Source organism: Chitinophaga sp. RAB17 (assembly GCF_052114225.1).
GTDB lineage: Bacteria > Bacteroidota > Bacteroidia > Chitinophagales > Chitinophagaceae > Chitinophaga.
In genome coordinates, this window is sequence record NZ_JBFREI010000011.1 from 187,213 (window position 1) to 209,626 (window position 22,414).

At 45.8% G+C, this 22,414-nt stretch carries 16 protein-coding genes; 3 read left to right on the forward strand and 13 right to left on the reverse strand.

The genetic code is table 11. The annotated features are described in order from the left end of the window. Positions 1–3: 3 nt before the first annotated feature. Both AB4Z08_RS28600 and AB4Z08_RS28605 read right to left on the reverse strand, forming a co-directional pair. Complete coding sequence (locus AB4Z08_RS28600) at positions 4–3,261, reverse strand: SusC/RagA family TonB-linked outer membrane protein (RefSeq protein WP_441577210.1); 3,258 nt, start codon at positions 3,259–3,261, stop codon at positions 4–6. A 251-nt stretch (positions 3,262–3,512) separates the two neighbouring features. Continuing rightward, positions 3,513–6,029 (reverse strand): hypothetical protein, encoded by a 2,517-nt coding sequence (locus AB4Z08_RS28605; protein ID WP_441577211.1) that lies wholly within the window; start codon positions 6,027–6,029, stop codon positions 3,513–3,515. Positions 6,030–6,347: 318 nt separating this feature from the next. Between AB4Z08_RS28605 and AB4Z08_RS28610 the strand changes: the two genes are divergently transcribed. After that, positions 6,348–7,925, forward strand: coding sequence for an arylsulfatase (locus AB4Z08_RS28610; RefSeq protein ID WP_441577212.1), 1,578 nt, complete (start codon positions 6,348–6,350; stop codon positions 7,923–7,925). A gap of 183 nt (positions 7,926–8,108) precedes the next feature. Here the strand turns inward: AB4Z08_RS28610 and AB4Z08_RS28615 are convergent, their stop codons facing one another. The 4 genes from AB4Z08_RS28615 to AB4Z08_RS28630 form a co-directional block, all read right to left on the reverse strand. Next, a complete protein-coding gene (locus AB4Z08_RS28615; protein WP_441577213.1) occupies positions 8,109–8,756 on the reverse strand; it encodes a hypothetical protein in 648 nt (215 codons plus the stop codon). A 97-nt stretch (positions 8,757–8,853) separates the two neighbouring features. Beyond that, on the reverse strand, positions 8,854–9,978 hold the full coding sequence (locus AB4Z08_RS28620) for a helix-turn-helix domain-containing protein (RefSeq protein WP_441577214.1): 1,125 nt from the start codon (positions 9,976–9,978) through the stop codon (positions 8,854–8,856). A 32-nt stretch (positions 9,979–10,010) separates the two neighbouring features. Then, complete coding sequence (locus AB4Z08_RS28625; protein ID WP_441577215.1) at positions 10,011–10,643, reverse strand: class I SAM-dependent DNA methyltransferase; 633 nt, start codon at positions 10,641–10,643, stop codon at positions 10,011–10,013. 38 nt (positions 10,644–10,681) lie between these two features. Further along, positions 10,682–11,704, reverse strand: coding sequence for an LLM class flavin-dependent oxidoreductase (locus AB4Z08_RS28630; RefSeq protein ID WP_441577216.1), 1,023 nt, complete (start codon positions 11,702–11,704; stop codon positions 10,682–10,684). A gap of 187 nt (positions 11,705–11,891) precedes the next feature. Between AB4Z08_RS28630 and AB4Z08_RS28635 the strand changes: the two genes are divergently transcribed. Continuing rightward, a complete protein-coding gene (locus AB4Z08_RS28635; RefSeq protein WP_441577217.1) occupies positions 11,892–12,263 on the forward strand; it encodes a hypothetical protein in 372 nt (123 codons plus the stop codon). Positions 12,264–12,297: 34 nt separating this feature from the next. After that, a complete protein-coding gene (locus AB4Z08_RS28640) occupies positions 12,298–13,938 on the forward strand; it encodes a dihydroxyacetone kinase subunit DhaK (RefSeq protein WP_441577218.1) in 1,641 nt (546 codons plus the stop codon). Positions 13,939–14,035: 97 nt separating this feature from the next. Here AB4Z08_RS28640 and AB4Z08_RS28645 read toward each other — a convergent pair whose 3' ends face one another. The 7 genes from AB4Z08_RS28645 to AB4Z08_RS28675 all read right to left on the reverse strand — a co-directional run bounded on the left by AB4Z08_RS28645 (position 14,036) and on the right by AB4Z08_RS28675 (position 22,413). After that, entirely contained in the window at positions 14,036–15,148 is a 1,113-nt protein-coding gene (locus AB4Z08_RS28645; protein WP_441577219.1) for a serine hydrolase domain-containing protein, read from the reverse strand. A 102-nt stretch (positions 15,149–15,250) separates the two neighbouring features. Further along, positions 15,251–16,285, reverse strand: a complete 1,035-nt coding sequence (locus AB4Z08_RS28650) for an endo alpha-1,4 polygalactosaminidase (protein ID WP_441577220.1) — start codon at positions 16,283–16,285, stop codon at positions 15,251–15,253. 408 nt (positions 16,286–16,693) lie between these two features. Further along, positions 16,694–19,144 (reverse strand): TonB-dependent receptor domain-containing protein, encoded by a 2,451-nt coding sequence (locus AB4Z08_RS28655; RefSeq protein ID WP_441577221.1) that lies wholly within the window; start codon positions 19,142–19,144, stop codon positions 16,694–16,696. A 50-nt stretch (positions 19,145–19,194) separates the two neighbouring features. Then, complete coding sequence (locus AB4Z08_RS28660; RefSeq protein ID WP_441577222.1) at positions 19,195–19,899, reverse strand: 4'-phosphopantetheinyl transferase family protein; 705 nt, start codon at positions 19,897–19,899, stop codon at positions 19,195–19,197. Next, positions 19,896–20,600: a thioesterase II family protein gene (locus AB4Z08_RS28665; protein WP_441577223.1), complete on the reverse strand. Its 705-nt coding sequence runs from the start codon at positions 20,598–20,600 to the stop codon at positions 19,896–19,898. Before AB4Z08_RS28665 ends, AB4Z08_RS28660 begins: the two co-directional genes overlap by 4 nt. 26 nt (positions 20,601–20,626) lie before the next feature. Continuing rightward, positions 20,627–21,061, reverse strand: coding sequence for a cobalamin B12-binding domain-containing protein (locus AB4Z08_RS28670; RefSeq protein WP_441577224.1), 435 nt, complete (start codon positions 21,059–21,061; stop codon positions 20,627–20,629). Between the two features lie 53 nt (positions 21,062–21,114). Beyond that, positions 21,115–22,413, reverse strand: a complete 1,299-nt coding sequence (locus tag AB4Z08_RS28675) for a hypothetical protein (protein ID WP_441577225.1) — start codon at positions 22,411–22,413, stop codon at positions 21,115–21,117. Position 22,414: the final 1 nt, after the last annotated feature.

Below are 22,414 nucleotides of genomic sequence, written 5' to 3' on the forward strand. Positions count from 1 at the left end.
CATTTAAAAAGTTACTTTCAGGTCAAATCCATAAATCGCATACGGGAAAGATCCACCAGACTCAATACCCTGGGCATTACCCGTTGTATTAGCGGCTTCCGGATCTATACCCTGCGGCGTATGTTTAAAAAGTGTCCACAGGTTTCGGCCTACAAAGGCCAGGCGCGTGCTTTTAAAAGGCGTGCCCTTTATAATCCCGGACGGAATAGTATAGCCGAATATCAGCTCACTGAGTTTAATGTTGGAAGCGTTATAAGTAATGGCAGGCGTATTGTTTACCACCATATCCGAATTGTAGGTGGTGGGATTCATCCAGATACTGCTTTTTACACCTGGTTGCATACGACCATCTTTATCGAGGATATATTTTCCCTGTTTATCTACCAAAGGAAAATAAGCTTCGGTATACCTGGCGCCTTTGGGTCTGTCCGCATCCTGGTAAGCAGTGTTACCTGTACTGGTGGCCTGTCCTACGCCCATACGTTCCTGGTCGTTCTCTCCCAGTATGACATTGCTCATCAGCCACTCATCCCTGCCATACAAACTGGCGATAGTATTGCCCGCAAAATTGGCGCGGCCATAGGAAGCAGAATAAAGGATGCCACCCCATTTCACCGTAAACAAAAACGATAAATCGAACGCGCCATATTTAAAGCTGGATCCCAATGATCCAATCCAGTCAGGATGGAAATTACCCAATAGTACATTCGGATCTGCAATCGTTCTGCCATTGGAAGGATTCACCAGGATAGTATCGTGGCTTTTATAAGGGGCATTACCTGTCAGTTGTCCGTAAGGCTGCCCCACAATAGCATTGACAGTAGCACCCAGTGTGGTGCCGAGGGCCAGTTTATTAATACCCGGCGCCAGGGAAAGCACGGTATTACGATTCATTGACCAGTTGGCCAATACATTCCAACGCAATTTCTTCGTTTGCAACGCTACCGCATTTACAGATACTTCCACACCTCTGTTCCTCATTTCACCAGCGTTCATTACACGCGTAGAAAAACCTGTTTCTGTAGGGATCTGCGCTTTGATGATCTGATTAGTGGTGTTAGACTGATATACGTTGGTGGTTACCTGTAACCGGCTTTGAAAGAAAGCCAACTCCACACCCGCTTCGCGGGAGAATGTTTTTTCCGGTTTCAGTGCGTTGTTATTCAGCTGGTTGCCGGAGCCATAGCTCAGGTAAGGAAAGCCCTGAAACAAGCCACCGTAGGAGTAAGTAGTGATCAGTGACTGTGGCGGTGCTGCATTACCTACCTGGGCAACAGAAGCTCTCAGCTTACCATAATTCAGGATACTTGTTTTAGGTAAGAAGTTGGAGAAAATAAAACTGCCGCTCAGGGATGGATAGAAAAAAGAACTGTTGGCTACCGGCAAGGTAGAAGACCAGTCGTTGCGGGCAGTAACATCGAAAAACAGGAAGTCCCTGAATCCAACCGTAGCGCTACCGTAAATCGATTGTACATTAGACCGCACATTGGATTCAAAAGCAAAGGGAAACGCGTTACTGTTTTGAATACTCGGCATATCATGTACCAACAAGGAAGAAATATTTGCGCCTCTGTTAAGATTATTGGTAGTCACGTATTCCGCGCCGGCGTTGGCTGTCAACGTAATGGATTTACTTAGCTTATTATTATACATGAACATTCCCTGGTAATCCCACATCTGGTTGTTCTGAGAAGAATTGGAATAATATCCCAATGGTGTTTTCAGTCCACCCAGTTCCTTATACTGATAAAAGCTGGCAAAAGCGATATCAGTAGATGCCTGCAAACGGAAACTCAGGTGACTGGTCAGTTTAGCCGTAGCCGTTATACCTCCCAGAATCCTGTTGCGGGTATCTTCATTCTGATTTTCATATAACATCCACATAGGATTTTCCGTATTGTTCACTGAGCCATAGGTAACAGAGTTGCCATTCGCATCTGCCCACGGCGTAAGTGCATCGATATTTAAGCTGCGGGGCATATACACGTAGGCCGACATAGGACTCGATGCGTCCAGGTTGCGATAGGTACGGTTCTTAGTGCCCTGGTTGGTATACGTTATTCTTGTATCAATGTTGATGATATTTCCCAGTTTACGGCTGGCGGTCAATGCCAGGTTGTGCCGCCTGATAATATTCTGGTTCTTCAATACATCATCGCTGTTGGTAAAAGTGTAAGACAAACGGAAAGCAGAAAGCGCATCGGCCTTGCTGATAGCAATACCGGAAGCATTGGTGACACTGGGTTTATAAAAGGAGGTCACATTGCTGGGTTGAGGCGAGTAGCCACCAGGTATGGGCTTACCGTTAAAGTCGTTGTAAGGTTGTCCTAACATAGGCATGCCCCAGGTAGCGCCATTGGTACCCATGCGCACCGCACCTGTACCCGGCACAATGTTGTTGCCATTTCCCACCAGGAAGCCATTGCCCCCTTCCCCATATACATTCTGATAGGCGGGAAACTGCGTGATGCTATTGACGATCGTATTTTGATTAATTGCGATACCCAGGTTGGCGTCTTCTATCTTACCTTTTTTAGTCACTACGAGGATAGCCCCATTGGCTGCTCTTGACCCATAAAGGGCCGCAGCGTTAGGTCCCTGTAGCACCGTGATGGATTCCACATCATCCGGATTCAGATCGGCAGCGCCATTTCCAAAATCCAGTTTATCATCCGCCGAATTTTCACCCATATCATTGTTAATGGGTACCCCATCCACTACCCACAATGGCTGGTTGTTCTGGGTCATCGAGTTTTCCCCGCGGATCACCACCCTGCTGGAAGATCCCGGCTGCCCGTTGGTAGTCACCTGCAAGCCTGCCACTTTACCGGCTAAACCGTTTACGATGTTCAGGTCCCTGGCTTCCGTAAGGTTATCCGGGTTGACGGATTGTGAGGAATAACCGATTGATTTTTTTTGCCGGTTCAAACCAAGTGCACCGGATACAATCACATTTTTTAAATTAATAGCGGATGTCCTTAACGAAAACTGTACGGCAGTTTTCCCGTTAAGGGTAATTTCCTGGCTTTCATAACCCGTCATGGTTGCCCGTAAAATAGTTTTCTGTGGCTCATTGACATAAATGGCGAAAGTACCGTCTTCAGATGTGGCCACGCCATTGCGGGTATCTTTGACCATAATACTAACACCAGGTAGGGGATTGTTTTTGTCATCAGTAGCCTTCCCCCTGATAAGGGTTCGCTGCGCCATTGCCTGCGTACAACAGAACAAGAGCAAGACTGGCAAGCAGAATTTCATCATTGATTGATAATTAATGGTTTAAAAAAGAAACGGGAATCGTGGAACTTTTTCAGAAAAAACGGTTGCTACCATGAAAAGATGGTTAGGAAAGGACATCTTTCAGATCGTGGAATACAGTAACTAAGCGCATCGCTGAAAAAAAATAAATTATACTGCAAATCAATGATCTACACGCTAATAAATCCATTAACGATCGTATTAATACGCCGTTAATCGGTAGATTTTTTTTCAAAAAGAAGAAAAAAGGAGGATCAGGAGATGATTTCCTGGAAGTTCAAAACAAATGCTTCCCCATACATATGGAGGTAATCTTTGCAGAACTTTTCGTAAACAGACCGGGCAAGAGAAAGGCGGCCCTGCTGAACGAGACTTTTACATTTTACCCGGAGGGCTACTTCATGGATAGGATCAAAAACGAAAATGGCATTCGCTATTTCTATATAAGTTTCCGGAGATGTGGTGGCGGGTAACTCATCTATCGCCATCAATAGTACATCCAGTGCTTTCGAGGAAATCTCAGATTTAATATCTTCCAGCCACGCGTATTCTGTGCGATACAGAAAGGTACCTTCTTTGACTATTTTCAATAACGCAGCTAAACGTTCCGGTCCCAGTGCCCCCGACTTTACCAGCCAGCTGAAATCGGCGAGGTCTATCCACAGCAATGCCGGATCGTATTGCATTTTCCACCTGCCCTCTTCCCGTAGAATTACCCCGCTGCCCAACTTTTCCAGTATGCCTTTTAGTTTCACCATGTTAACAGAGCGGTTGTTCCGCGCATCCCTCTCCGACTTATCATGCCAGAGCAGCTCATATAATTTTTCGGAAGAGATGCCCTTACCTGACCATTCAGTATGTATGAGAATCAACAGGAACATTTCTTTGAGCAGGGGCGAAAACAAATGTGTCAACGAATTTTTGTCTTTGTCGATCACCTGGAATTCACCGAATAACAACAAGCTGGCTTTATTCTCTGACCGGTCGGGCCATCCTTCTGTGGGAGCAGCAGTGACTACCGGTGCCTGCACCGGTACCTGTACCACAGACGCTTCTTCTTTTACGACAACAGGTATCACTTTTCTTTGTGGCTTCCGCTTATACATATAATATATGATCATTCCCACCACACTGGTGGCGGCCAGGAGTAACAGCCACCATTTCATCTCCATACCTGCTTTATTACCCACAGGCGTCAATGACAACTGTCCGGGAGGAAAGGCCAGGGAGTAGATCCTTATTTCAGTGGACTTATCTCTGTCTGTTATCTGCGTTACGGCTACTAACTGGTTGCTGCGAGGGCAATAGAACAAATCTGCCCCGGAGCGGTTGTCCAGGAATGCATAGGGAATAGTATCGGCGGCCAGCTGATACTCCGGGTGTAACAGCGAACCTTTGATCAGTTGCAGCCGTGATTTAAACCGATCGTTTGGAAACATCAGGGCGTAGTAACTATGATCAGTGGTATCGATGACCATAGAAGACGCGAAGACAAATGGTTCCGCGGGTTCCCGTAAATTGAACAGCTTCCTAATACTTTTACTTTTCACATCAAATTGCAGCAGGTCGTAATAGTAGGTAGGATTGAGCATCTGTTCTCCGGTACCGCTGCCATAACCACCAAGGATATACGCGGTATCGCCTCCATGCGACACACCCAGTGCTGCCAGGTATCTTGGCTTGTAATCTGTTTGCTGCACATTCATGATCTCCCATTTTCGGGTGGCAAATCCATAGCGCTGTACCAGATTTTTATATTTCAGCTGTCCGTAACCGCCCAGAATATATAAGGCGTTTTCACTGCTGTTAATAAACTTATTCGTTTGCCAGTATTCGGTGATGTCTACTGAATCAAATGACATATCCCAGTTGCGGTTGCCTGGCATATAGCCCGACAGCTGCCGCTGGTCGATATGAATACTGTATAAGATACGATCACCGGGATGGTAGATAGACTGAAATCCGGCGGAAAGATATACGGGTCTGATAAGCGCTTCGGACCGCATTACCTTATCACGCAGGAGAAAATGATAGATGCTGTCGATAGCTACGGCGTGTACTTCTTCTTCCGAAGGATCAAAAGTATAACTACCATTACCCTTCACCGTTAGTACCTGTAACAGTTGCCATTGCTGATGCAACGGCGTACCCCATACCGGATTACTGACAGTGGCTACTTTGCCATGGACACTGTCTACCGCAGTTTTTCCGCTCAGCTCATTCAGTGGCCAGTAAGCAAACAGCTGCTTGTCTTTAAACAACGACACCTCCTTTAACTGCATGGGTGGGAGATCCGTGGTTTTAAAATTATGCAGCTGACAGGCACCAAAAAAAATCCGGAGACACTGATCTTCCAGATTTATTTTCGTACTTCCACAAGACTTCCCATTCACCGTCAGCGACAGTACCTGCTGATCATACTGCAGGGAACAGCTGTTCCAGCGATGGAATAGCGCGGCGCTGTCCAGTTGAAAATCAAGATGAGCAAAGGTATCACCGAAAATAATATTGAATTTCCTGTCTTTATGATTGTAGATGAGATCTATATGCTGCTGATGATTGTTAATCAATCTCACCAGGTATCCATAATAAACACTGCGATCGGGGAAAAAGGTAAAGTTAAACGATAAGCCAAAGCTGCCATCCAGACAAAGCGGTTCATTGCCATGCAGCATGAGCGATGTCCTTTTTTCCTGTACCTGCTCAAAGGAAGAGAAGACCAGGCCCTGCGATCTGGCAGGTAAACAATTGCCTGCGAAAAAAAATATCACTGCCCCAAAAATGAGAAGGGCTTTATGTGAGCAAATATTCATGGTGGAACACTAAAGGGCACATCGATCTGATAACAGGCTGCAAGTTATAATATTAAATCATATCACCCTTACCCACCCCATCTGCTAATAATGCCAGGATATACGCTTTATTTTGGTTGTTAGGGCTTCAAGGTAACAAAAGATCACCTGTTTTCCGAAAGGAGTTGTTTTATTCCTATTACTCTACTAATTTAGTAGAATAGTAATGTTAGCTATTAGCCATTAGCTTTTAGCTTTTAGTAAAATGCAGCGGAGATAAATATATTTAAAATGCAGATGGACAACATCATTAAAAGAATTAAAACGTTCGCCCTTTTTTCGACAAGCCTGCTGCTGGCTTCAGCGTCCATTCATGCGCAAAAGAAACCCAATATCATTGTCATACTGGCGGATGACATGGGCTTTTCTGATCTGGGTTGCTTTGGCTCGGAAATCCATACCCCTCACCTCGACCAGCTGGCTAAAGGTGGCTTAGTGATGAACCAGTTTTATAATGCAGGCAGGTGCTGCCCTTCCAGAGCGGCTTTGTTGACAGGCTTATATCCCCATCAGGCAGGTGTAGGCGATATGGTACAGGACAGAGGCTATCCTGCTTACCAGGGCTATCTGAACGACAGCTGCGCTACCATTGCCGAATTACTGCAAACGGCTGGTTATACCACTATCATCTCCGGTAAATGGCATGTAGGACTCGTACCTGCTGCATGGGCAGGCAACCGGGGCTTCGACAAATCATTCACGCTGCAGAACAATGGGAGCAATTATTTTAATTCAAAGCCTTTGTATAACGATGGTAGAAAAGTAACCTTCCTGTTGAATAATAAAGAAGTAGTCAGAGAAGATACTTCTCTTTACTTAACACAGGCGATTACCAACTTTGCGGTGGAAGCACTGGAAGAACAAAAAAACAAATCGAATCCATTCTTTCTCTATCTAGCCTACAATGCGCCACACTGGCCGATACAGGCCCTGCCGGAAGACATTGCCCGCTACAAAGGAAAATACGTAAGTGGCTGGGATAGCTTACGACAAAGCAGGTACGAAAAGCTGATCGCTACCGGACTGATAAAAAAAGAGTGGCTACTCTCTTCCAAACCAATGAAGATACCGGCATGGAATACCTTATCCGATGCAGAGAAAGACAGACAGGATACCAGGATGGCCATTTATGCCGCCATGATAGACCGCATGGACAGGGAAATAGGTAGACTACTCGATAAACTGAAAGCTCTTCACCAGGACGATAACACACTCATTCTTTTTCTGTCTGACAATGGCGGCAGCGCTGATGATGTGAAAAACTGGGACTACGTAATCCAGCAATCCGGTACGCCCGGTTCTGTAGCGTCTATCGACAGCTATGAAATTCCCTGGGGAACGGTGAGTAATACGCCTTTCCGGGGATTTAAAAAAAATACGCATGAAGGTGGCATCTCCACTCCTTTCATTGCTTACTTTCCTGGTGTGATTAAAGCAGGTAGCGTCAACCACCAGGTGGCGCATGTGATAGATATTATGCCTACCTGTTTAAGTGCAGCCGGGATCCCGTATCCAGCTTCCTTCCATCAGAAAAAACTTACCCCATTACCGGGTACATCTCTTTACAACGCCTTTCACAATAAACCATTTAAAGACCATGCCACGCTGTGTTGGGAACATGAGGGCAGTCGCGCTGTGAGGAAAGGAAAATGGAAACTGGTAGCCGAAAAAGGGGATGCATGGGAATTGTATGATATGGAAAAAGACCGATCCGAAACACATAATATCGCCCCAAAAAATCCGGCCAAAGTAGCCGAGCTGCAACAGGATTATAATGCATGGGCCGCTAAAGTAGGTGTAGTAGATTTGCCGTAACATCATTCCGGCTCCACAAGGTATAAGCGGATGCCCTTTGGAGGCACCCGCTTATAGCCCATAATAACACTAAGCTCCTTTTATAATCAAACGATACACGCTCACAAAATTAAATAAAGAGATGGCTAGCCTGCCATCCCTTTATTTATCAACGGATTAAAATAACACGGTGAAATAATAATTTCATATCACTGCTGACTTCTTTCTATAATTGCTCACCATAAACCCGATGGCTACCAGGAAGCATAATAGCGAAGGCAGGTACTGGCTATGTGGCTGGTATTGCGATAAAACAGTACCGGAAAAAGCAGACAGCAATCCACTGAAAGCGCTGACCATTTTTAGTATATGCTCGTACAACCATATGTTAGCACTGGTATACGCAGCGGTAGGGATCAGGTACCGGGCAAAATCCCAGGACACTATAAAAACCAGGTATCCTACACTGCTGTACATCACTACCGGCGCCCATATCATGCCCAAGAACCTGAAATAATACAGCACATATATTACTGTTGCTACCGCCAGCAACGCAATACCTACATCCAATAACTTCGGCCGGTTGGATTTAGTTTGTAAAACACGGTAACCCGAAAAACCCATATACCCGCTTAGTACCGTGACCAACAACAAAAATGTATTTCTGCCAAAAACGAAGACGCCCAGCAAACCAGTGATGATCACGATCACTAAAAGCATCAGGAATACTTTTCCCAATCGCCGGTGAAACCGGCTTCCCTTTCTGACAATTAATGTCATGATACCCGTTAATAAGGCGGCTGTACCGCTCCCGATATGCACCAAAATATTGGCCTGGTGTAATACTTCCATCGTCATCTTTTTTTAATGAGGAGATGATACAAATGAAAGATTTTTAACCCGCTCCGGAGTCCTGCAAGGTAGGGACGGACCAGTAGATACGGGGTTTTCAGGATTTCTGGTATTGAGACGGTGTGATGCCCACCATCTCCTTAAAAATTTTATTAAATGACGATTTTGACCGGAACCCGCAATCATATCCGATGTCAATAATAGCGTAATGTGCGTAAGCAGGATCCTTTAACCGCGCTTTGACGGCAGCCACCCGATAACTGTTGATGAAGGTGAAAAAGTTGACGGCCGCCCGCTGATTGATCACCTGCGACAGCTGGTTGGTGGTCATTTCTAATTGGTCTGCCAGGGTCGCCAGACTCAGGTCTTCTTCTAAATAAGGTTTGTGCTCGTCCATATGCTGTTTCAGTTTATCAAACAGCCCGGCTGCCATCGTTTCATTCAAACCGGAGTTTTTATAACTGGGCGCAGCACTGGTCACGGCAGCTTCCGGTATATTTGTAAAAATCACGGTCTGCCGCAAGCCAAAATAACCGATAAAGAAAATGTATGCCGCCAGTACACTTCCAACCACGGCAAACAAATAAGAATAAGTCAGCAGCCCCGTATCCACACCAAACCTAATGAGGAGAAATAACACCACAAACTCTATAAGTAATGAGATCACCACCCACTTCAGCCAGTTCAGATTTACTTCTTCCGTATAGGAATAGCTATCCGGTAAGGATCGCTGATACAACAGCAATACCCGCAAACTCAATATAGCATAGGTTCCCGGAACAATGGCCAGCAATATATTTAAAGCTCCCGCCAGCCAACCGGGCACACTTATTCCAAAATGCAGGAACCCATTTGCCGCATGCACATTATCCGGATGCGTGCTCACCAACCCCGCAATCACCACGTTGAATAACACATAAGACAATATATGCGCCCAGGTTCGCCGCCATTTAAATGCAGGCCCGAAAGCCAGGGAATAAATGTACAGATAAAGCACCGGTGCACTCAGCAACGGAAGTGAAAACCCCAATAATTGCAGGTATTCAGGAGCTACAGGGTATACAGAGAGGTTATCATAATAGAATAATAATTGCAAAGCTGTGATCCCTAACCAGCCCATTAACAGCCAATCGGTTGTTGAATTCCTTCTTTTGGCATTCAACAGCAGTATGAGAAAGCATCCCTGTATAGCGCCGGATAGTATAATTGATCTAAGCAGCATTTATTCCTGTATTTTTAAAAGAAGCAAGCGCATTATTTCCCTGCTATGATAACCAGATCTGTCGTAGGCGTGCCATCAGCGCCCGGATATACTTTACGCGTAAGCGATATCAAATGGAAATTGTTTTCGGTCAGTGCCGCCGTTAAATAATCCGCCTGATGATAATAAGTATAGGTAGTGTCACCGGTACTGACAGATCTCTTAATACCGGATTTACTGTAATCATCTTCCATGGTACTGATATAAAGTACGCCAGTGGCAGATAGTAATCCGGCGGCAGCTGCAATAAATGTGATGACTTCTTCCTTTGACAAATAAGGAAAACCAAAACCACATAGGATGGCATCATAAGTCCGGTTGATTTTGCCGATATCCCTGGCATCCATTAGCTGAAAATTCGCCTCCGGATTATTCAATGCAGCCAACCGGATCATATCAGGCGCCAGATCAGTGCCGGTGATATTAAAGTCTGGCCGCTTTTCCAAGAGGTACTTTGTGATATTGCCAGGTCCACAGGCCACTTCTAACACATCGGCCTGTTTTCGCGGGATGCTGTTACAAAACAAATCGAATGTATCGTGATACAACGCTACATTCATGAATTTTTCCTGGTACAGGTCCGCTCGTTTATTGAATACATCAACGGACATCTGGTTATTATCCATATAGGGGTATGTTTGAAAAGCGGCTCCTACAGCACCGATTACTGTAATGCCGGAATAATACGTTTACCGATTAATTCAATGGCGTTTATTAATTTTTCGTGAGAAAGACCTGCGTTATCCATTTGAAAAGTCACTCTTGAAATACCCCCCAGGGCTTCGCTATGGCGTTTTATTTTTTCGGCTACTTCTTCCGGGCTGCCGATTAATAAAGCGCCACGGGCGCCTGCCTGAGCATCGAACTGAGCCCTGGTAACCGGAGGCCATCCCCTCTCTTTTCCAATCCTGGTGAATGTTTCGGCGTAGCCTGGGAAATAATCTTCTACTGCCTGTTGTGTAGTATCGGCTACATATCCCAATGAGTGGAGACCTACCTTTAACTTTTCCGGGGCATGTCCGGCTTTGGCGCCGGCTTCACGATACAGATCTATCAATGGCCTGAAACGATGTGTTTCTCCTCCGATGATGGCCACCATGAGTGGTAGTCCGAGTGTACCCGCGCGCACAAATGATTGTGGCGTACCGCCCACTCCCAGCCAAACCGGCAAAGGATCCTGAACCGGCCGCGGATAAATGGCTACGTTGTTCAGCGCCGCCCGGAATTTGCCTTTCCACTTTACCACTTCATGGTCTCTGATGTGCAGCAACAAGTCCAGCTTTTCTATAAACAGTGCATCATAATCTTCCAGGTTATAACCAAACAGCGGATAAGCTTCTACGAAGGAGCCACGGCCTGCCACTACTTCTGCACGCCCGCGGGAAATAATGTCGAGTGTAGCAAAATTCTGGAAAACCCTTACCGGATCGGCGGCACTTAAAACCGTTACCGCACTCGTGAGGCGGATTTGTTTGGTGCGGGTAGCTGCCGCCGCCAATATCATGGTGGGCGCTGAATCCAGGAACTCTTTACGATGATGTTCTCCTATACCAAATACATGTAAACCTGCCTTGTCGGCGGCTTCTATCCTTGCCAGTAAATTGGCCATTTCATTCATATTACCTGCCGCATCCAATGCGGTGTCTTTTGCATTTGTAGCTGCAAAGCTGTCGATTCCTACTTCCATAAAATGTGCTTTATTAAACTATCTGTAAGATATCCAATTTTTTGCGGAGCACCATTGCCTGGCATGCTATGCTTTTGCATACCGGCTTACCTCATTTTATTATTTTCCGGGAAATTGGAAATAAATACTAACTTGATCAATACTAATCACAAACGATCATAAATGATCATTTAAAAAACATCATGATATGAAACAGATGCTGACTATTTTAATTGCAGGCCCCTATCGTTCAGGCACCAACGATGATCCTGTTTTAATGGAACAGAATTTAAGAAAACTGGAAGAGATGGCGCTGCCTATATTCCGGGCAGGACATATTCCTGTTATCGGGGAGTGGTTTGCCTTACCGCTGCTGAGAGCAGGAGGATCCACGCATCCCGGTGATGCGGTGTATGAAGAAATCCTATATCCTGTTGCGGGCCGCCTGATTACAAAATGTGATGCAGTATTAAGAATAACAGGCGCCTCCAAAGGAGCGGATGAGGATGTACGCATCGCGCAGGAACGTGGACTACCGGTTTATTATACTTTGGAAGATGTATTGGCGGCAGGGGCATAATGATCATTTCGGTATCTTGTAGAAAATTGGCGCTATGAAATTTTTCATCAATGAAGTAGATCAGATCGTGAATGAAGCAATAGATGGATTATTGACGAATCCGGATCTGGCGAAATTAGATAGCTTTCCTGCTATCAGGGTAGTAATACGTAAAGACTGGGATAAATCGAAAGTAGCTGTCATTTCCGGTGGAGGTTCGGGGCATGAACCTGCCCATGCCGGCTTTGTAGGAAAAGGTATGCTGACAGCCGCCGTATGCGGCGATATTTTTGCCTCCCCGAGCGTAGATGCTGTATTATCTGCCATCCTCGCTGCAACAGGTCCTAAAGGCTGTTTACTAATCATAAAAAACTATACCGGAGACCGGCTTAATTTTGGTTTGGCTGCCGAACAGGCCCGCGCCCTGGGACATGAAGTAAGAACCGTGACGGTAGATGATGACGTGGCACTGGGACCTGATGTAAAAAAACGTGGTGTGGCAGGTACCCTGTTTGTCCACAAAGTAGCGGGGCAACTGGCAGAAGAAGGAAAGTCACTCGATGAAATTGCGGACATCGCACAACAGGTGATTGATCGCACTGCATCTATTGGTTTATCGCTTACAGAATGCCGGCACTTAGGCCAGCAAACTATCTCCCGTCTCAACGATGAACAGGTGGAATTAGGTTTGGGCATTCATGGAGAACCCGGTATCAAAGTGATTGCATACGATAAAGCAGATCAACTCATGGCCATTGCCGTAGATACACTGGCCGCCAGTTTGCCGGAAACAAACAACAGATACGCCCTGCTTTTTAATAACATGGGTAGCGTAAGCCCTGTTGAAATGAGCGTGCTGGTGAATGCCTTCCGAAAAACGTCCTTAGGTGATAAAGTAGATTACATGATCGGTCCTGCCGCGTTAATGTCGTCCATTAATATGAGCGGATTTTCCGTGTCTTTACTTCAACTAAACGAGGTGATTGAAAAAGCCTTACTGGCGCCGGCAACGCCTGCTGCCTGGCAGTTACAGGCATTTAAAAAGCCGGCCAGTATTGCCGCACCATCACTGCCGGCCACTCTGCCATTCGAACCTTCGGATAATAGCCGTGTACAGGAAATTATTACCTCCACAGGTAGTCTGCTGGTAGCCATCGAAAAAGAAATCAATGACCTCGATGCCAAAGTTGGTGATGGTGATGCCGGATCTACTTTTGCACTCACCGGCAAACGCCTGTTATCTAACATTTCACAGTTACCATTGAACGATACCGGGAAACTATTACAGACGATAGGTCGTATTCTCGCCAGGGAAGCAGGCGGCTCCAGCGGAGTACTGCTATCCATTTTGTTTACTGCCGCCGGTAATACATATGCCAGCCAGCCCGATCTCGGCGCAGCATTGCTGGCCGGCCTTCAGAAAGTAAAAGATTATGGCGGCGCTCAGGCGGGCGACAGAACCATGATTGATGCACTGCAACCTGCTTTTGAAGCACTGGCTGCCGGGGAAAGCATCAGCACTGCAGCTCAACAGGCACGCAAAGGAGCCGATGATACGAAACATATTATTCATACAAAATTTGGTCGCTCCTCTTATCTTTCTGAAGAAGTATTAAAAAATATTCCGGATCCGGGTGCAGAAGTGATTGCCCGGGTATTTGAAAAAATCGCGGGGTTAAAATCAGTCACGCATTAAAACCAAAGCGCCCTATCTACACCTATCTCCAAAAGTGAATACGTGTAGACAGGGCCTTCGGCTGCAGGATGTTGATATGTCATTCAACCTGCCGTAGCTATTTCTTTACCGCAGTAAATATATATTTCAGCAACACATCATAAGAACCTTCCCCATCTTCATTATAATTTCCGGCAGTAAGCACCACTTCCATATCAAGTGCGGGCACCATACAGATAATCTGTCCACCGTTTCCTTCTGCCAGCGTAATGGGGGCTGACTGGCCTGCGATCGCTGGTTTGGCACACCAGAACTGGTAACCATATCCTTCCGGTATATCGCTGGTATTGAGCTGCCATTTCATGGCCTCACTGATCCAATCCGCCGCTATCAGCTGTTGATTATTCCAACGCCCCTGCTGCATGTACAAACGTCCGATCTTCAACATATCAATTGGACGCATGCGCAAACCTGATGGCGCCCATACAGTGCTGTCGTCTCTTACTGCCCAGTTAAAGTCCTTAATACCCATTGGTTCAAACAAGTACTTTTTTGCAAAAAGATGAACAGGCATTCCCGTTACCTTTTGTATCAGCTGCGCCAGGAGCTGTGTACATCCTCCGTTGTAATTAAAAACAGTACCTGGTGTAGCCACACTATTCCGGCTCAGTACAAAATCTACCACATCTGCTGCCGCCATCAATTGTCGTTCTCCATTCTCCGGATCCGTGTAGGGTGTATGTTCATTCCATTCCAAACCGGCACTCATCGTGAGCAGGTCTTTGATAGTCATCCCTCCCCGGGTTCCGGTAGCATACTTTTTATATGCCGGAAAATAATGGAAAATGGAGTCGTTGATACTCCTGATCTTCCCTTGCCCGACTGCAATGGCGATGCAAGACGATACAATACTTTTAGTTACACTCCGGCAATCATGCAAGCTATCCCTGGTATGCGCTACTTTGCCCACCGGTATTGGAAATACAGCATCCTCACCCGGAAAGTAATGTTCGTATATCAGTTTATTGTGTCGTAAAATCAGGATACTATGCGTATTAAATTTGCCGCCGCTGATCTCCTGTTCCAGGCTAATGATTTTACGCTTATCAATGTTGGCTTCTTCAAAAGAGCCGGCTTCAAATCCTTCTACCGTGGTATCAGGCACTGGCGTGTGATCATTACGGCAGGCAAAAAGCACAATTGCTAAAAACGCTATGGTCAGATATTTCATAATATGATGGTGGGTTCGGTGATGAACAATCCTGTGTATCACCTATACGACACCATTAAAAGATATTACCCCCACGGTTTCATAAAATTTATTACCGTTTGTTTACCTGTTTTCAAAATACTCAAACGCATCAATCAAATCCAGGTAGGCGCCGTCGAAATGGCTGTCAATAATTTTCTGTACGTAAGAAGTGCTATTACCGTAAATAATATTCTGCCAGTCTTTGTTCCAGTATTCCGCGTAAAAATTGCCTGCCCAATCGGGGTCTTCTGCACTGATAAACGGAGGGTTGCCTACTTTCCAGCCGGTTTTCCAATAGTAGCGGTAGTTTTCTACCTCTCCTATTGACATATAACTCACCACCAAACGTTTCCCCCCGTTGGCTTTATGTTTAAGCAGGTCTATGTCTGCCGCGGTGAATATAGTTGTGCTGTCGAAAAAAAGATCCATGATGATCAGATCATAATTGGTGGCACTGACAGCTGTAATAAACGCATTCTTGCTCGCATACTTTCCCGGATCAATGATGTAAAGAAAATTCTTTGCCAGCATAATGTTATTGATATCCGTATTGTTTACACCATATGGTGTAGCCGGATAAGACGGAATATTATCCAGGCCTCGATGGTCTGCTGCAAAAGAAATATAGCCGTTGGCGTTATTAGTCGTGTACGACTTGCCCATATTTACACTCCCATTGCAATAATCCGTTACCAATACTTTTTTGGTCGTTTTAATCCTGTTCAGAAATCCCTGCATCCAGTTTTTATCCGCAGTGGGTGTTGGCTTGTTATCGCCGGTGTAGCCGAACAAAAGATCTTCCCGGCCTACTGCATCGATGGCCTGTACATAAGCAGTGGCAAGAGGTCCGGTAGATTCTCCATCGGTAGTAACGAGGTCTTGCCCGTTTTGTGGGATGATGGCAAATTGTGTGTTTCTTGCTTTGGCATACTGACTAATCCCGATAACAAAGTTTCTCATTTCCTGCCGGTAATCTATGGCTGCTGCTGTTATTTTTTTCTGCAGATCTGCGGCACCGGGACGCGCAGGCGTTTGCAACATTTCTTTTGACGTACACCCTGTAATACTGCTGATCACGACGGAAGCCAGCAACAGGTGTCTGTTTAGTGTTTTCATAAAATATATGTTATGGTTATTAAAGATGCTGATATCGTTATGCTACGGCAAAGGTTTACCAATAGGGCTTTTCATCATGGGTCCGTTTGTTTATAAAAAATATTCGTATGGTACAGATGTGATAAATGTAGGCGTTTATTTTAAACATTTGCCACAAAACCTTAGTCAATCGTTTGACTGAAATATGCATATGCAACACAATAATAACGCATACCCAAAAGACAATTCTCTACAGATCAGCCGTCCATATTATTTGAATGTTGTACTTTGGGATATGTCTTCCTACATGTGACGGGGGTAAGTTTCCCTGGCCAAAAAGGCTCTTTGTATAAACCCTTTCAAAAAACAGTAAGCCCCGCGTTAAACGCAGGGCTTACTACTTGTGAACAACCGATATAACTGATTCGCTTATTTTTCCTTGATCTTCACCCTTTCCTTTTCAGGGGAAGCGGTATTTTCCGTACTGCGTTCCGTCAACTTAGCCCCACTGCGAAAGCGATAGGTAAAGATTAGCCGCAGTGCCTGCGTTTGCCAGCGGTTTAATGCGTATACATCTACATTCTGGTAACGGCTGGAGGCTTCGTACTTGTACCATTTAAAAAGATCCACACCGGTGAGGCGCAGGGTAGCCATTTTGTGCAACAGGTCTTTTTGCACACCTATGCTGAAAGTACCTGCCGGCCGTTGAATAAAGGTACCATCAATCACACTGGAAGTATACATACCCGCCAGTTCCACCATCCAGGTATCTGTTAACTTCACCTGTTGTCTCAGCTGCCCTGAAAAGGTATTATTAGAGAGCGAAAAAGGTGCATTGTTAATGGTGCCATCATATTTATAATGATTGAGTTCCAGGTATACCACGGTGGTTAATTTATCGCTCAACGGCAACTGCAGATTGGTGTTCACACCTGCAATGGTGCGGGTGCTGATATTCTCCGGACGGATAAAGGTTTCATTGGTAGCAGTACGCTGCTGTACAATTTCCTGTATTACGTCCGTTGTTTTATTGTAAAGCAAAGTGGTGGTGAGTGCGCCATCCATGAATATATGACTCAACTCTATGTTGTTGCTGTATTGAGGCAACAGGTAAGGATTACCTTCCGTATAGGTATATTGATCCACATAAAAACGGAAAGGATTCAGGCTGAGGTAATCCGGCCTTTCAATGCGGCGGCTGTAGTTAAGACTAAATTTATTTTTTTCGTTGAGCGTATAAGCCAGCATAGCAGAGGGAAACCATTGCAGATAGTTACGGTCAAATGAACCACCTCCATTCAGCTGCTGGCCTTTCATCTGCATCTGCTCTGCGCGCACGCCCGCCTGGAATTCCCAGTCCCTGATAGTTTTCCGGTAATTCAGATAGCCGGCATACACGTATTCTTTATACAAAAAATGATTGCTGAGAGAGTCATTGCCGACCCATTTATCATTTATACGATCGGAGTACATGGCGTTGTTATCCGTGTTTACGTAGCTAAACTTCGCACCGGCTTCTATTTTACCATTTTTACCGGCAGGCACGGAGTAATCTGCTTTGGCGGTGTAAATACGAATTTCCCCGGGCATATCCGTCATAAACCGTGTAGGCGTTCCTGTAGGTTTTCCTTCCGCATCGAAATAGTTGTTATTGAAATGCTGCAAACTGGCCGTATTATATTGCAGGTAACTTGCATCGATTTGTAATTCATGGTCACTGGAGTCAAAACGATGTTTGAGAGACAAGTCTACTTCCGTATTATTCCACTTACCATCCATATCGGCAGGCGCCACTATCTGTGTTTGTACTTTATTATCTCCTCCTTTAAGCAGCGTGTTGTTATCTGTTGTTGAACGGGATGGATTGTGGAAACCACTTACGGCCACTCCCAGTGTGGTGCGGTCGGAAACATCGTAATCCAGTCCAAGCTTACCATTCAGACTTTGATTGGTACTACGTGTAAAAGAGTGTTGGTCATAGATGGTTTTGATGCCACCGTTGGCTTCTGTCCGGAAGTTGCGCAAGATGTAAATATCCTCAAAGCCTTTGCGATAGCTGTAGCCTCCATTCCCAAAGAGGTTAATGCGGCCAATACGATAATTGAAATTGAGGTTTTGCGTGGTACCGGGATAACGTCCCTGCAGATAAGCCAGGGCGATACTGCCATTAAAACCTTTGTTATTGGTCTTTTTGGTGCGGATATTAATCACGCCGTTGCCGGCAGCATCATATTTTGCCGAAGGATTGGAGATGATTTCTACCTGATCCAGCTGACTTGCCTGCATATTACGGAGCATGCCTGCGAGGTCGGCGCCGGTGACATATGTAGCCCTTCCGTCAATAAATACCTTTATCCCCTGCTTTCCCCGGATGGTGATGTTTCCCTGTTTATCTACTGCCACACCGGGCGATTTTTCCAGCACGTCCATAGCGGAGCCGCCGGCAGCAGACACCACTCCTTCTACATTCACCACAGTGCGATCGGCATACTGCTCAATTAATGCGCGTTTGCCCGTTACCGTTACACCTTTTAATGTTTTGGACCCGGTACCTAATATTCCCGGTTGTAACTCCAGCAGCGGGCCGGCTACTTTCACCGGTTGCAATACTGCCTGCTGATAACCAATACTGCTGATCGTAATAAAATAATCGCCGTATACGATCTGTTCGAAGGTATAAACACCTGCAGTATCGGATAAGGCAGCCTTTACCAGCGAAGAATCAGCTACCTTCCGCAGCACTACCGTAGCTGCAATGACGGGCTGCCGGGCGTCGTCCTTTACGCTCCCAACAAGCTTTCCCGTGACTTCCTGTGACCAGGCATTAAAAGAGGTTCCGGTTAACAAAACTGCCAATGCAGCAATAAATAAGGCTTTCATTATTTTTTATTAAGATGATTATTATTTGTTCGAGATAGACACATTTATGTTCAGCCAAAAAGGTGTATTTCCGGCATATTTATTCCCGCATACCTGATAGCCCTGTCTATCATATCTTCTGCGGGTGCATACTGCAATAGTGGCCGCTGGCTTTCTGTACACAGTATGGCCACATATTCTGCATGCACAGGTAATGACTGATAATACCATGTTTCAAGACCATTTCCGGTGTTAAGGATACCACGATCCGCATACAGGTGTATGGTATTCAGGTCTATGGAAAGCCCTGCTCCTTTCGCTTTCACCAGGCTTTCCTTTTTGATCCACAGCTGATACAATGCCTCGTTTGCAGGCTTGTTTTTCAGCTGTTTCAGTTCATCCGGCCGAAGTGCAGCGGCAATATCTTCCGGTTGCAGACATCCCTTCTTTTCTACGTCCACGCCTACACGCCCGCAACGTGATACCGCCACCATCACCAGATTGCCTGAATGCGAAATATTAAAATCGATGCTGTCATCCAGGAAAAGTTTACCATATGGATTTGCGTATATCCGCTCCAGTGAATCAGGATCATATCCTTCCTGGCAAAGCAGGTCCCTCAGTAATAGCTTCCCAAAGAGATGATTCTGCCGGTCCTCCCAGCGATGATAGGCCCCTATTACAGGGCGCATCTGCTCCGGGACACATTGCAGCAGCGTATCATACAGATGTGGATTCAACTGTTGGGTGTACAAAAAAAAGGAATACGTGATCATAAGTAAACAGCTCCTTTTATTTCTTTATTAATCAACTCCGCCAATGTTTCAAAATGATGGAGGATGAAAAAATGGTTCCCTTTCATGCGCAGGATGTTGGGTGGATACACAGACTCATCTGCCCAACCGGCGGCCATTTCATCTGAAATAGGTTCCTCGGTGCCGCAGATAACGGTCAGCGGTACTTCATAACGTCCCAGCGGCTGATACTGGTAAAGTTCCAATGCCTTCATGTCTACCCGGATGATGGGCAGGAAAAATTCCATGAGGTCATCGTTACTTAATACCTCTTCCGGCAAACCACCCAGTATCCGCAATTCTTCCTTTAACCCATTATCCGGTAAACGATGGCGGATAGTACGCAGGTGATTGGATTTGGGGCTGGCGCAACCTGTCACAAAAAAATGAAGCGGCAACCTCATCCCTGCTTCCTTCAGGCGATGCAGCAACAAATTACCGAGTATGCCTCCCATAGAGTGCCCATACAGTATATAATCTTTATCTGTATATCCGCTTACCTGCAATAACAGGTCGTCTGCCATGCGGTGAATATCTTCCAGCAGTGGTTGCGCCATGCGCTGTCCGCGGCCAGGCAGTTCTACCGGCACAACCGCAATGCTATTATGCAGAAAGGGCTTCAGTGTGTTATATGCATATTTGTTGCCGCCTGCATAAGGCAGTGTGATCAGGTTTATTTTCATCTTCCTATACTTTATAAAAGCGGATATTATTGTACCTCTCTGCTGACAGCCGCTTTCTGCGAAATAAGCTGTAGCTGTGTTTTGAAATGCTGCATGTCCTGATCACTGCAGTAAGCTTTGCTATAGCCAGCCTGCTCCAGCTCTACGGCATACAGATAAGACATGTTGGCATCTGTGCTGAGCTTACCACCTATAAACACTGGCCTCTCTTTCATAATATCGAGGGCTCTCACCCGTTTGATCAGTTCCTTTCCTTCGATATAGCCGTGACCGTTAATAGTGGAAACGATGAGCAGATCCGGTTGATGCTGCACACAGGCATCCAGCAACAAATCATAGGGAACGCTGGGCCCCAGGTTCACGACTTCAAAGCCGTTTTCCTGTAAAAAAAGCTGTATAAAAACCAGGTTCCAGTTATGGGAATCCGATGGAATGGTTGTTAATAATGCAATAGGCTTCATGTGATGTTATTTTATAAACAGGATAATATTTCTACTCATAAAAAAAATAGGATTCAGGGCGTGTATAGCTGCTCCTGCGGCACATACAGCCCATCATACTTTTGTTGATTGAAGGACAGCATGTGTAACAATTCACCGGAAGAAAGTTTCTTTTTCCGCTTCACCGCATTGTTGCGGATATGCGGAGGAAAAGGAATTTTACCCGGATCTGACCAGTATACATATCCCGCTTCGTCCAGCTGCGCACTGGTGAGGCGGCGGTTATCCGGATGCAGACAATAAGGAACATCCCAGTAACCCATTTTAAATGCCTTGGCCATGCTCTTTTCCAGGTTGCTATCCAGGTTAAGCAACAGGTCTATGAGGAAGTCGGCCTCTTCATAAATCTGCGTAGTCCACTCTTCCACACCAGCATGCTGACTGGGCGTTATCCGTTCTGCAGTAGCCGCCTGATGACACCAGCCCAGTGAATCGAGGTTGTCTTCTATCAATGGTATCTGATGTGCTTCTTTTACGGTTTTAACAATCAATCTTTCTGCACCGCCTTTCACCGCTGCGTGGGCACTTTCTTCAATCAGTGCTTTTGAGCCGTGGTATGACTGCGGAAATTTCCCCATGAACGTATAAAACACAATATGCCAGTCACTTTGCGGGCCAAGGTATTTGACACCCAACAGCCGTAGTGCATGCAATGCTGCCACATCCTGCGATGTATGTGTGCCCTGCGCCAGGCTAAGAGAATAGGATTTCACCCCATTACGGATCATAAAGATGGCTTCCGCCACGGTGATGGCAATCAGGATAGCAGGCGGACATAGTTGCCCCATCATACATCCTCCAAAACTTTCTATATGCCAGGGATCATCGCTGGCATCAGCAAACAAACGGCAACAGGTACGCCATGCTTCCAGGCTGCGCGCCAATGGAATACGGCCATAAGGAAAACAATAGGAAACGGGGCCGCCTTCAATCGCATCAATGCCCGCGGAGATGGTTGCTTTGAAGATCTCCACCGGCAACGGGCTACCATGCCTGATCTGCACCGGGAAACCCGGCTCCCGCAAGCCAGCTATCAATTGTTCATTTTCTTTCTGCGGATAACTTACAATGGGATAACCGTTCAACATCATTCCTTCTTCCACTGCTTTGGCGGCACTACGAAAATCACCACTGCGGGTAAAACTATCCAGTGTAATAGTGCCTATGGTTGGTGCGTCCAGCTGCTTCACTTCCTGTAAACCATGACGCATTTTTGTCTTATCACTGAAGCCCATACGGGGTTGTACCACCAGCCGTTTATTGCGTGCGTTCTCTTTTACGTAGTTGTGAAAAAATGCCGTACTCTGATCCATA

Bases quoted from the DNA above. Each gene is read 5' to 3' on its own strand.
- AB4Z08_RS28645 (WP_441577219.1), bottom strand. From the start codon at position 15,148: ATGAAATATCTGACCATAGCGTTTTTAGCAATTGTGCTTTTTGCCTGC.
- AB4Z08_RS28670 (WP_441577224.1), bottom strand. From the start codon at position 21,061: ATGAAGCCTATTGCATTATTAACAACCATTCCATCGGATTCCCATAAC.
- AB4Z08_RS28640 (WP_441577218.1), top strand. From the start codon at position 12,298: ATGAAATTTTTCATCAATGAAGTAGATCAGATCGTGAATGAAGCAATA.
- AB4Z08_RS28600 (WP_441577210.1), bottom strand. From the start codon at position 3,261: ATGATGAAATTCTGCTTGCCAGTCTTGCTCTTGTTCTGTTGTACGCAG.
- AB4Z08_RS28635 (WP_441577217.1), top strand. From the start codon at position 11,892: ATGAAACAGATGCTGACTATTTTAATTGCAGGCCCCTATCGTTCAGGC.
- AB4Z08_RS28655 (WP_441577221.1), bottom strand. From the start codon at position 19,144: ATGAAAGCCTTATTTATTGCTGCATTGGCAGTTTTGTTAACCGGAACC.
- AB4Z08_RS28610 (WP_441577212.1), top strand. From the start codon at position 6,348: ATGGACAACATCATTAAAAGAATTAAAACGTTCGCCCTTTTTTCGACA.
- AB4Z08_RS28630 (WP_441577216.1), bottom strand. From the start codon at position 11,704: ATGGAAGTAGGAATCGACAGCTTTGCAGCTACAAATGCAAAAGACACC.
- AB4Z08_RS28615 (WP_441577213.1), bottom strand. From the start codon at position 8,756: ATGGAAGTATTACACCAGGCCAATATTTTGGTGCATATCGGGAGCGGT.
- AB4Z08_RS28665 (WP_441577223.1), bottom strand. From the start codon at position 20,600: ATGAAAATAAACCTGATCACACTGCCTTATGCAGGCGGCAACAAATAT.
- AB4Z08_RS28660 (WP_441577222.1), bottom strand. From the start codon at position 19,899: ATGATCACGTATTCCTTTTTTTTGTACACCCAACAGTTGAATCCACAT.
- AB4Z08_RS28675 (WP_441577225.1), bottom strand. From the start codon at position 22,413: ATGGATCAGAGTACGGCATTTTTTCACAACTACGTAAAAGAGAACGCA.
- AB4Z08_RS28620 (WP_441577214.1), bottom strand. From the start codon at position 9,978: ATGCTGCTTAGATCAATTATACTATCCGGCGCTATACAGGGATGCTTT.
- AB4Z08_RS28650 (WP_441577220.1), bottom strand. From the start codon at position 16,285: ATGAAAACACTAAACAGACACCTGTTGCTGGCTTCCGTCGTGATCAGC.
- AB4Z08_RS28625 (WP_441577215.1), bottom strand. From the start codon at position 10,643: ATGGATAATAACCAGATGTCCGTTGATGTATTCAATAAACGAGCGGAC.